The sequence below is a fragment of the Streptomyces fuscigenes genome (assembly GCF_021556455.1).
In the GTDB taxonomy this organism is placed as follows: domain Bacteria; phylum Actinomycetota; class Actinomycetes; order Streptomycetales; family Streptomycetaceae; genus Streptomyces; species Streptomyces fuscigenes.
This window is the reverse complement of sequence record NZ_JAKGCV010000195.1, coordinates 1-10148: the sequence shown is the minus strand read 5'-3', so window position 1 is coordinate 10148 and position 10148 is coordinate 1. Positions and strand designations below refer to the sequence as shown.

The window sequence follows — 10148 nt, the reverse complement described above, 5'->3', positions numbered from 1 at the left end:
CCAGGCTGGAGACGGGGCAGCGGCAGCCGTCGCTGCCCATGCTGCTCGCCCTCGCCCGCATCTACGGTACGACGGTCTCCGACCTTCTGGGGGAGATGCCGCCGGAGCGTGACCCGATCGTGCGGGGGGGCAGCGCGTGGAGAACACGCACCCCTCGGGCCGCTCCAGGGGGCTCGGCAGGTCGCCCGCGGCGGCCACCGCCCGCCGCTCGGCGCCGTGCCGGGCCCGGGGCCTGGGCACCGCCGCCAGCAGCAGCTGCGTGTAGGGGTGCCGCGGGTCGGCGAACAGCGTCTCGGTGGGCCCCTGTTCGACGACGCGCCCCAGGTACATGACGGCCGTCTCGTGCGCGAGGTAGCGCACCAGCGCGAGGTCGTGGCTGATGAAGAGGTAGGCGAGCCCCAGCTCCCGCTGGAGCCTGCTGAGCAGGTTGACGACCTGCGCCTGCACCGACACGTCGAGCGCGGACACCGCCTCGTCGCACACGACGAACTTCGGGTCCAGTGCCAGCGCACGGGCGATGGCGACGCGCTGGCGCTGCCCGCCGGACAGCTCGTGCGGGTGCCGGTCGGCGTACGCGGCGCCGAGGCCCACCAGGTCGAGCAGGTCGGCGACGGTCCGCGCGCCGCCGGGGCCGCCCTGCGTGACACCGTGCACCCTCGCCGGCTCGGACAGGATGCGCCCGACGCTCATGCGGCCGTTGAGCGAGTCGTAGGGGTCCTGGAAGACGGGCTGCATGTCCCGGCGCAGCAGGCGCAGTTCCTTCGTGCCGAGGCGGTTCACGTCGCGTCCGTCCACCTCCACCGTGCCCTCGGTGGGCCGCTCCAGGGCGAGCAGCAGCCGCCCGGTCGTGGACTTGCCGCAGCCGGACTCGCCGACCACCGCGACGATCCGCCCGGCCCCGACGGCCAGGTCGACGCGGTCCACGGCGGTCAGGGTGCGGCGCCCCGCGCGGGTGCGGACGCCGTAGCGCTTGGTCAGGCCCTGCGCCCGTACGAGCGGCTCGGGCCGGCTCTCTCCGGGGGCCGCCTCGGCGGCCGGGGCGGGGGGTCGCACCGTCATGACGTGCCCTCCTCGTGCGGTGTGGTGGGGGTGGCGGGGTCCCCGTCCGGTCCGGGGCCGGCCCCCGTGGTGCCGGGGGCCGTGGCGCGGCCGGGGGCTTCTGCGCGCTCCGGGGCCCCGGTGTGGCCGGGGTACCAGCAGGCGGCGGCCGACCCGCCGGGCGTGAGTTCGCTCAGCGGCGGGCGCTCTGCACAGCGCTCCCTGGCCTTCGGGCAGCGGTCGCGGAACGGGCAGCCGCTCCCGCGCTCGCCGAGCGGCGGGACGCGGCCGGGGATCGTCGGCAGCTCGCCGGCGCGGGGCGCGTCCGGATCGGGCACCGAGGCCAGCAGGGCCGCGGTGTACGGGTGGTGGGGGCGCTCCAGCACCTCGTCGAGCGGACCGGCCTCCACGACGCTGCCCGCGTACATGACCACGACGCGGTCGGCGATCTCCGCGACGACGCCCATGTCGTGGGTGATGAACAGCACCGCCGCGTCCCGGGTCGACTCGCGCAGCAGGGCGAGGACCTGCGCCTGCACGGTGACGTCGAGCGCGGTGGTGGGTTCGTCCGCGACGACGAGGTCCGGCGATCCGGCGAGCGCCATCGCGATCATGACGCGCTGGCGCATGCCGCCGGAGAGCTGGTGCGGGTGGCTGCGGGCGCGGGTCTCCGCGTCCGGCACGCCCACGGAGGCCAGCAGTTCCACGGCGCGGGCCCGGCGGGCGGCCCTGCGGTACGTGCCGTGGATCGCCATGACCTCCTCGATCTGCGCCCCCACGGACATCAGCGGGTTCAGGGCGGTGGCCGCGTCCTGGAAGATCATGCCGACCTTGGAGCCGCGCAGCGCCCGCCACTGCCGCTCGCCCCGGCCGACCAGCTGGTGGCCGTCGAGGACGGCGGACCCGGTGACGGTGGCCCCCTCGGGCAGCAGCCCGGCCAGCGCCAGGGCGCTGAGGGTCTTGCCGCAGCCGGACTCGCCCACGACGGCGACGGTCTCGCCGCGCCGCGCGCTCAGGGTCAGCCCGTCGACGGCGTCCAGGCCGGGCCCGAAGGTGACGCGCAGGTCGCGGACGTCGAGGACGGTCGCCCCGGCGGTGCCCCGCGTCGTGTCCCGCGCGGTGTACGAAGTCGTCACAGCGGCCATCCCAGGGTGTCGGTCGGGACGTCGAGCACGCCCGCGGTGCCGGGGGCGGTCGCGCGGTGGTGGGCGGCGAGTTCGCCGGCCGTGCCGATCCACACGTCGCCGGACTCCCGGGCGGCCTCGAGGAGCCGGCGCAGGCCGAGGACCCGGGCGGGGCGGCCGGACAGCCAGGGGTGCATGGTCAGGTTGACCAGCGTCCCGGCCTCGCGGGCACCGGTCAGCTCGGCGTGCCACGCGTCGTACAGGTCGCCGGCCCCGTAGGGCGGCCGGGTCTCGGTGCCGCCGGTGCAGCGGTAGTAGACGGCGTCGTCGGTGGCCCAGTCGACGGGTATCTCGACGAGGCCGCCGATGCGGTACGGCCGGTCGTCGCCCATCACCGAGCTGTCGTAGGCGAGTCCGAGGCCGGCGAGGACCTCGAAGCCGTCGGGCGACATGCGGAAACTGGGCGAGCGGTAGCCGGCCGGGCGGACGCCGCTGATGTCCGCGAGGAGGTCCGAGGCGCGGGTGAGGGTGTCGCGCAGGCCGCCGGCGTCCAGGTCGGCGGGCGGCTCGTGGCACCAGCCGTGCAGGGCGAGTTCGTGCCCGGCGGCGTGGATCTCGGCGACGGCGGAGCGGTAGGTGGCCGCGATGTGGCCGGGGACGAAGAACGTGGCGCGGACGCCGGTGCGCTCCAGCGTCCCGAGGACGTGGTGGATGCCGCGGCGGGGCCCGTACCGGCGCTGTTCCAGTTCGGCGACGTCGCCCGGCGGGTCGTTCCTGCGCCGCCACAGCAGCGGGGACTCGCCGTCGAAGTCGAAGGTGACGCACAGCCCGGCGCGGTGGCCGCCGGGCCAGGGGTAGCTCGCGCTCATCGGCCGCCCTCCCGCGTCTGCTCCCGGGACGGCGGCGTCCAGTCGCCGGCCGTGCGGCCGCCGTCCACCGCCAGGGTCGTGCCCGTCACGAACGACGCCTCCTCGGAGGCGAGCCAGAGCACGGCGGCGGGGGCGTCGAAGGGGCCCGACGTCCGGCCGAGCGGGATCCGGTCGCGCATCCGGCTGACATGGTCCTCCGAGAGGGCGCTGACCTCGCTGCCGGGCGCGAAGCCGGGCTGGACGGTGTTGACGCGGATGCCGTGCCGCGCGACCTCCAGGGCCAGCGAGCGGGTGAGCGTCTCCACCGCCGCCTTGCTCGCCGCGTACACGGAGCCGCCCGCGCCGGGGCGTACGGCGGCGCCGGAGGAGATGTTGACGATCCGGCCGGGCACGCCCGCGCGGGTCATCGCGTCGACCGCGCGCCGGGACAGCTCGAACGGGGCGACGACGTTCACGTCGAGGATGCGGCGCACGGCGTCGGGCCCGGTCGTGGCGAGCGGGGTGCGCGGGTACAGGCCCGCGTTGTTGATCAGCACGTCCGGCGCCTGCCAGGTGCCGGCGACGGCGTCGCCGAGGACGCGCAGGTCCTCGGGGTCCGCCAGGTCGGCCGCGAGGTGCCGGGCGCCGAGGCGGCGGGCCAGCCCGGCGAGGGGTTCGGGGCGGGCGTCGGTGAGCAGCAGGTCGGCGCCCGCCCTCGCGAACGCCTCGGCGATCCACGTGCCGAAGATGCCGGCGGCGCCGGTCACCACGACGCGGGCGCCGCTGAATTGGTCGCGGTAGTCGCGCACGCTCATGCCTCCTGTGACGGGTGGGTCGGGGCGGCGGGGCCGGGCGGTCCGCCGGGGGAAGGGGCGGTGCCGGATGCGCCGGGGCGCAGCCAGCCCGGCGCGCGGCCGGGGCGCCCGGGACCGCGCCGGCGGAAGGGCCGCTTGGGGACGCTGCGCTTGGGGTCCAGCCGGTCGCGCACGGCGTCGCCGAGCAGGTTGACGGCGAGGACCAGGCCGAACAGCGCGAGGCCGGGGAAGGTCACGAGCCACCACGCGGTGGCGACGTAGCTCTGCCCGTCGGAGAGCATCGAGCCCCACGACGCGGTCGGCGGCTGCACGCCGAGGCCGATGAACGACAGCGACGCCTCGAACACCACCATCAGGCCGAGTTCCAGGGTCGCGACGACGACGGCCAGCGGCAGCACCTCGGGCAGCACGTGCCGGGTGACGATCCACCTGCCGGGCGCGCCGACGGCCACCGCCCCGCGTACGAAGCCCCGTTCGCGGGTCTCCAGCACGCTCGCGTAGGCGATGCGGGTGTAGCGGGGCCAGCGCACGAGGGCCAGGCAGATCACCACGTTGACGAGGCTCGGGCCGAGGACGGCGACGACCAGGATCGCCAGCAGGAAGAACGGCACGGACAGCGCGATGTCGGCGACCCGCATCACGACCACGCCGACCCAGCCGCGGTACCAGCCGGCGAGCACACCGACGAACACACCGAACGCGCCGGAGACGACGACGGTGGCCGCGGCGACCGCGATCGACACGCGCGAGCCGTAGAACGCCCGGCTGAGCACGTCCCGGCCGAGCGCGTCGGTGCCCAGCAGGTGGAAGTGGCCGTGGGCGGAGGCGAACGGGCCGCTCAGCCGGGCCACCAGGTCGGCGTGGTCGGGGTCGAAGGGCGAGATCAGCGGCGCGCACAGCGCCACCAGCACGTACAAGGCCACCACGGCCGCGGGGATCAGCCCGCGCCGGCGTCCGGAGCGCACGCGGGGCTCGGCGGCCGGCACGGGCGCGGCGGGAGCCGTCCCCGCTCCGGCCGCTGTTGTCGTGGCACCGCTCATGTCCCGGCCGCCTTTCCGAGGGTGCTGATGCGCGGATCGAGGAACGCGTAGGCGATGTCCGTGACCAGGTTGACGACGATGTAGACGAGGGCCGCGAGGATCACGATGGCCTGGACGAGTGGGAAGTCGCGGCCGTCGACCGACTGCACGGTGAGCTGGCCGAGTCCGGGCCAGGCGAAGATCAGCTCGGTCACCACCGAACCGCCGAGCAGGTTCGCGACCTCCAGCGCCACCACGGTCAGGATGGGCACGGACACGTTGCGCGCGAGGTGGCGCACCACGAGCCGGCCGGTGCCCGCGCCCTTGGAGCGCGCGGTGCGGACGTAGTCGCGGCCGAGCTGTTCGAGGACCGCGCCGCGCGTGATGCGGGCGATGGTCGCCGCGGACAGCGAGGCGAGGGTGACGGCCGGCAGGATCAGCGAGGTGGCGCCGCCGTAGCCGGTGGAGGGCAGGATGCGGAAGGTCACGGAGAACAGCAGGACCAGCAGGATGCCGGTCCAGAAGGCCGGCATGGCCTGCCCGACGAGCACCACCGGCATCAGCACGCGCTCGGGCCAGCGCCCCCGGTTCAGGGCCATCAGCATCCCGGCGCCGACCCCGAACACCACGGAGAGGACCAGCGCGGCGAGCGCCAGGTCGACGGTGTAGGGGATGCGCTGGGAGATGAGGCTGAGCGCCGGTTCGTGCTGGACGTAGGAGTAGCCGAGGTCGCCGTGCAGCAGCCCGTCGAGGAAGTTCAGGTACTGGTGCCACACCGACACGTCGAGGCCCAACTGCCGCCGCAGACGGGCGATGTCGGCCTGCGTGGCGCCCTGCGGCGCCAGCAGCTGCGCCGGGTCGCCGGACAGCCTGAGGGCGAAGAAGACGGCGGTGGTGACGCCCCACAGTGCGATGAGTGCCTGGCCGAGGCGGGTGCCGAGGTAGCCGGCGGCGGTGGCCAGTGTGCCGCGGTTCATGACGCGAACCTCATGTCCGCCACGTAGAAGCTCTGCTGGGCGTCGGGATGCCACACGAGCCGCTTGTTGGCTCCGTAGATGGAGTAGATCTGGAAGAGGCCGATGCCGGGCAGGTCCTTGTCGAGGATGCCGTAGGCCTGCGCGTAGATGTGGTCGCGGGCGGCCGGGTCGATGGTCTGGCGGCCCTTGTCGACGAGCGCGTCGAAGGCGGTGTTGTGGTACGAGCTCCACACCGTGCCGGTGCGGAAGAGCGGGTAGGCCACACCGTCCGCGTCGAGGCAGGAGCACGACCACTGGCCGAAGCGGATGGAGCCCCAGTCGTGCGTGGGGCCCTGCACCTTCTTCAGGTAGGTGGCCTGGTCGGAGTTGCGGATGGCGACCTTCAGCCCGGTGTCCTGGATGTTCGCCTGGATGACCTGCACGATCTGCGGGTCGTAGGTCGGCGAGGTCGCCATCACCACCGTCTTGCCGGTGGCGCCCGCCTCCTTGACGAGCTTGCGGGCCTGCGCCGGGTCGTAGGCGTAGGGGCGCAGCTGCTTGGGGTAGCCGACGGCGAGCGGCGTCAGGACGCTGTCCACCCGCTTGCCGTAGCCCTGTTCGAGGGCGCCGATCAGCGACTTGTAGTCGATGGCGAGGCTGATCGCCCTGCGGACCCGGGGGTCGTCGGTGGGGCCGCCCTTGAGGGTGTTGAAGGCGAGGTAGCTGACGCGCTCGGTGGGCGCGGAGAGCACCTGGAGGTTGCTGGCGCTCTTCATCTGGATCGCCGTGTCCGGTGTCATCGAGTCGGCGATGTCGGCCTTGCCGGAGGTCAGGTCGGCGACACGGCTGGCCGGGGACGGCACCGCGCGGAACGTGACCTGCCGGATGGGCGGTTCGTGGCCCCAGTAGGAGTCGTTGCGCTCGAGCACGACCTGCGAGCCGGGGATCGCCGAGACGAAGGAGTACGGGCCCGATCCCATGGGGTGCAGGTTGAACTGCGCGTCGCCGACCTTCTTCACGTACGCCTCGGGCACGACGGAGAGCGTGGTGAGGTAGGTCAGGAGGGTCGGGGAGGGGTACTTGGTGGTCAGGGTGAGCGTGTCGCCGTGGCCCTCGGCCGAGGCGATCGCGGAGAAGTTGGCGTTCTGCTGGCTGCCGAGCTTCGGGTCGAGGATGCGCTCGACGCTGAACGCGGCGTCCGCGGCGGTGAGTCTGCTGCCGTCGCTGAAGCGCACGTCGTCGCGCAGGGTGAACTTCCAGGTCGTGGGCGTCGTCCTGCGCCAGCCGGTGGCGAGCCACGGGACCGGCTTGTTGGTCTTCGGGTCGCGGTGCAGCAGCTGGTCGAAGATGTTGCGGTAGACGGAGTACGAGTCGGTGTCGTACTGGAGGCCGGGATCGAGGCTCGCCGGGTAGCTCGCGAGGTCCGCCGTGAGGCGGGCGGAGCCGGGGGCCGAGCCGCCGGTGGTGGTGGGCAGTGCGCAGGCGGTGAGGGTCGCGGCGAGAAGTGCCGCGAGGCCGCCGTACGTCGCCGCCCGGTGCGCCCGGAGCACCCGCAGCACGCTGCGGGTGCGGGGGGTCCGGGGTGTCCGAGGAGCACGCATGGTCGTCTCCTGCCGGGAGTGCCGGGTGGCCGCCGCCGGGGAGGCGGTCAGCCGGCCGACGGGGAGGGGATGCGGGAATCGACGGCGAGCGTCGGGACGTCGACCGTGACGGTCTCGGGGTACTTGATGCCGGCGCCGGTGTTCAGGACGACCGTGCGGTCGCCCTCACGCAGCCAGCCGGACGCGCGCAGCTGCTTGGCCGCCGCCATGCAGGCGGCGCCCTCGGGACAGATGAACGCGCCCTCGCGGCGGGCCAGTTCGGCCTGCTCGGCGAGGAGATCGGCGTCGCTGACGGCGATGGCGGTGCCCTCCGTCGCGCGCACGGCCTCCAGGACGAGGAAGTCGCCGAGCGCCTTCGGGACGGTGATCCCGAACGCGACGGTGTGCGCGTCGGGGAACGGCTCGCTCTCGTCCTTGCCGGCCTCGTACGCCTCGACGATGGGCGCGCAGCCCTCGGCCTGCACGGCGACCAGGCGGGGCAACTCGCCCTTCAGCCAGCCGAGTTCACGCATCTCCAGCAGTGCCTTGTAGATGCCGATGTGGCCGACTCCGCCGCCGGCCGGGTACAGGATCACGTCCGGGGCCCGCCACCCGAGCTGCTCGACGATCTCGTAGCCCATCGTCTTCTTGCCCTCGAGCCGGTAGGGCTCCTTCAGCGTGGAGACCTCCTGGTAGCCGGTGCGTTCGGCGACGGCCTTGGCGACGAGCTTGCCGGCGTCGCCGATGAGGCCGTCCACGAGGTAGAGCTCGGCACCGGCCACCACGCACTCGGCGCGGGTGATCGACGGCGCGTCCACGGGCATGGCGATCAGGCTCTTCATCTCGGCGCGGGCCGCGTACACGGCCCAGGCGGCGCCGGCGTTGCCGTTGGTGGGCATCGCCACGCCGGTCACGCCGAGTTCCTTGGCGCGGGACACGCCGACGGCGGCGCCGCGCGCCTTGAAGGTGCCGGTGGGTATGAGGCCCTCGTCCTTCATCAGCAGGCCGGGGACGCCGATCGAGGCGCCGTAGGACGGCAGGGGCAGCAGCGGGGTCATGCCCTCGCCGAGGGAGACGATGTTCGCCTCGTCGCGGACGGGCAGGACCTCGTGGTAGCGCCAGAGGGTGGCGGGGCGGGTGGCGATCTCGGCCGGGGTGACGGTCGCGGCGACCTGTTCGAGGTCGTAGCGCGCGAGCAGCGGGACGCCGGCGTCGCTCACTCCCTGGACCTGGTCCGCGTCGTAGCGCTTGCCGGTCTTGGAGCATTCGAGGTGGCTGAGGGCGGAGTGCGGCATGGGTCTCCTCGTAAGGGCGGGCAGGAGTGGTTTGGATTTTGGATCCAAGTTCGCGGGCCGTCAAGGGTCTGTCTCATCCCTTGTCATTTCCGCCGTGAGACGTAACAGCGCGTTCACGAACGGCGCGATACGGGCGCACGCGGCGCCGGAACACGGGCCGCCGGGCCGGTCGGCGCGCGAAGGGGGCGGACCGGCCCGGCGTGCGCCGCGCGGGCATGCCGGACCGGCCCGGGGCGGCCGCGCCCGCGCCCGGTGCGCGGGGTTCAGCGAGCGGGGCGGTATGGGGTCGCCGAGCCGGCGCCCGTGCGCGGGGTTCAGCGAGCGGGGCGGTACGGGGTGGCGGAGCCGGGCGCGACCACGCCGCCGAACGCCTCCGCGGCGCGCCGGACGTGCGCGCGGGAGAGCCGCTCGGCGAGGGCGGCGTCGCCGTCGGCGAGCGCGGCCATGATCGCCGCGTGCTCGTCCAGTGCCTCCGGGATGCGCCCGGGGACCTTGGACGACGAGCCGGACGCGAACCGCAGCTGGCCGCCCAGGTTGTCGAGGAACTGCGCGAGGCGGGCGTTGCCCGACGCGTGCCAGATCGCCCGGTGGAACGCGACGTCGACGGCGCTGTAGCCCGCGCCGCCGTCCTGCTCCAGCAGGCGCCGCTGCTCCTCGTACAGGGGGCGCAGGGTGTCGCGGACGAACTCGGCGGCGTCCGGCGCCCCGGCGGCGTTGCGCGCGGCGATGCCGTCGAGCGCCTCGCGCAGCTCGTAGATCTCCCGCATGTCCTCGACCGCGACCTCGGGCACGAAGTAGCCGCGGTGCGGCACGGCGACGAGGAAGCCGTCGCGTTCCAGGCCGGCGAGCGCCGACTTGATGGGCGTGGGCGAGAGCGCGAGCCGCTCGGACAGCACGCGCACCACGACCTTGGCGCCGGGCGCGAGTTCGCCGTCCACGAGCATCTGGCGGATCTCCCGGTACGCCTGCTCCTTGTAGGTCTGCCGCTCGATCGCCATGGGACCGCATGATGGCATCCGATACGCGCCGTGACCAGCGGGTCCCGTCGCGCTCACAGTGCGGCGACGCGCACCCCCGCGTACGCGACGGCCGCCACGAGCACCCACGAGGCCAGCCCCAGCACCAGGGAGCGGCGGCCCGTGCGCACCAGCGCGGGCACGTGGATGCCGGTGCCGAGACCGAACAACGCGGCCACCAGGAGGACCGACTGGACGGTCTTCGCGCCCGCGAGTACGGGGTCGGGCAGCAGGCCCGTGCTGGTCAGCGCGATGGCGGCGAGGAAACCCGCGACGAACAGCGGAACGGGCGGCGGCATCCGGCGTGCGCCCTCCTCCGCCGTGTCCTCCGTGGACGCGGGGGCCTCCTCGGGCACCGGTGGCGGTGCGGACGCGGCGCGCGAGCCGGCCGTCGCGCCCCGGTACGGCCCGACGGCCGCCGTCGCGGCCCGCTCACCGGCCCGCACGGGTGCGCCGG

The 10148-nt window shown here is 74.3% G+C and carries 9 protein-coding genes and 2 pseudogenes; 1 reads left to right on the top strand and 10 read right to left on the bottom strand.

Going from position 1 to position 10148, the window contains the following annotated elements; all coding sequences use genetic code 11:
• A pseudogene (locus tag L1885_RS16750) lies at positions 1 to 131 on the top strand (helix-turn-helix domain-containing protein); the annotation flags it as partial.
• 46 nt (positions 132 to 177) lie between these two features.
• On the opposite strand, the pseudogene L1885_RS16745 reads toward L1885_RS16750, so the two are convergent.
• The 10 genes and pseudogenes from L1885_RS16745 to L1885_RS16700 all read right to left on the bottom strand — a co-directional run.
• Positions 178 to 1059, bottom strand: a pseudogene (locus L1885_RS16745) (ATP-binding cassette domain-containing protein); the annotation flags it as partial.
• On the bottom strand, positions 1056 to 2183 hold the full coding sequence (locus L1885_RS16740) for an ABC transporter ATP-binding protein (RefSeq protein ID WP_268984172.1): 1128 nt from the start codon (positions 2181 to 2183) through the stop codon (positions 1056 to 1058). The gene L1885_RS16740 and the pseudogene L1885_RS16745, both read right to left, overlap by 4 nt.
• The gene (locus tag L1885_RS16735) at positions 2171 to 3031 is read right to left on the bottom strand and encodes a polysaccharide deacetylase family protein (protein ID WP_235797923.1); all 861 of its coding nucleotides are present in this window, start codon (positions 3029 to 3031) and stop codon (positions 2171 to 2173) included. Before L1885_RS16735 ends, L1885_RS16740 begins: the two co-directional genes overlap by 13 nt.
• A complete protein-coding gene (locus L1885_RS16730; RefSeq protein ID WP_235797922.1) occupies positions 3028 to 3825 on the bottom strand; it encodes an SDR family NAD(P)-dependent oxidoreductase in 798 nt (265 codons plus the stop codon). The genes L1885_RS16735 and L1885_RS16730 overlap by 4 nt, the downstream gene beginning before the upstream one ends.
• Complete coding sequence (locus L1885_RS16725) at positions 3822 to 4865, bottom strand: ABC transporter permease (protein ID WP_235797921.1); 1044 nt, start codon at positions 4863 to 4865, stop codon at positions 3822 to 3824. The genes L1885_RS16730 and L1885_RS16725 overlap by 4 nt, the downstream gene beginning before the upstream one ends.
• Positions 4862 to 5821, bottom strand: a complete 960-nt coding sequence (locus L1885_RS16720) for an ABC transporter permease (protein ID WP_235797920.1) — start codon at positions 5819 to 5821, stop codon at positions 4862 to 4864. Before L1885_RS16720 ends, L1885_RS16725 begins: the two co-directional genes overlap by 4 nt.
• A complete protein-coding gene (locus L1885_RS16715) occupies positions 5818 to 7401 on the bottom strand; it encodes an ABC transporter substrate-binding protein (RefSeq protein WP_235797919.1) in 1584 nt (527 codons plus the stop codon). The genes L1885_RS16720 and L1885_RS16715 overlap by 4 nt, the downstream gene beginning before the upstream one ends.
• Positions 7402 to 7448: 47 nt before the next feature.
• Positions 7449 to 8675, bottom strand: coding sequence for a threonine synthase (locus L1885_RS16710; protein ID WP_235797918.1), 1227 nt, complete (start codon positions 8673 to 8675; stop codon positions 7449 to 7451).
• A gap of 314 nt (positions 8676 to 8989) precedes the next feature.
• Entirely contained in the window at positions 8990 to 9673 is a 684-nt protein-coding gene (locus L1885_RS16705; protein ID WP_235797917.1) for a GntR family transcriptional regulator, read from the bottom strand.
• 53 nt (positions 9674 to 9726) lie between these two features.
• The coding region (locus tag L1885_RS16700; protein WP_235797915.1) for a putative sulfate exporter family transporter at positions 9727 to 10148 on the bottom strand (422 nt) is incomplete at its 5' end.

Bases quoted from the DNA above. Each gene is read 5' to 3' on its own strand.
- L1885_RS16740 (WP_268984172.1), bottom strand. From the start codon at position 2,183: ATGGCCGCTGTGACGACTTCGTACACCGCGCGGGACACGACGCGGGGC.
- L1885_RS16735 (WP_235797923.1), bottom strand. From the start codon at position 3,031: ATGAGCGCGAGCTACCCCTGGCCCGGCGGCCACCGCGCCGGGCTGTGC.
- L1885_RS16730 (WP_235797922.1), bottom strand. From the start codon at position 3,825: ATGAGCGTGCGCGACTACCGCGACCAATTCAGCGGCGCCCGCGTCGTG.
- L1885_RS16725 (WP_235797921.1), bottom strand. From the start codon at position 4,865: ATGAGCGGTGCCACGACAACAGCGGCCGGAGCGGGGACGGCTCCCGCC.
- L1885_RS16720 (WP_235797920.1), bottom strand. From the start codon at position 5,821: ATGAACCGCGGCACACTGGCCACCGCCGCCGGCTACCTCGGCACCCGC.
- L1885_RS16715 (WP_235797919.1), bottom strand. From the start codon at position 7,401: ATGCGTGCTCCTCGGACACCCCGGACCCCCCGCACCCGCAGCGTGCTG.
- L1885_RS16710 (WP_235797918.1), bottom strand. From the start codon at position 8,675: ATGCCGCACTCCGCCCTCAGCCACCTCGAATGCTCCAAGACCGGCAAG.
- L1885_RS16705 (WP_235797917.1), bottom strand. From the start codon at position 9,673: ATGGCGATCGAGCGGCAGACCTACAAGGAGCAGGCGTACCGGGAGATC.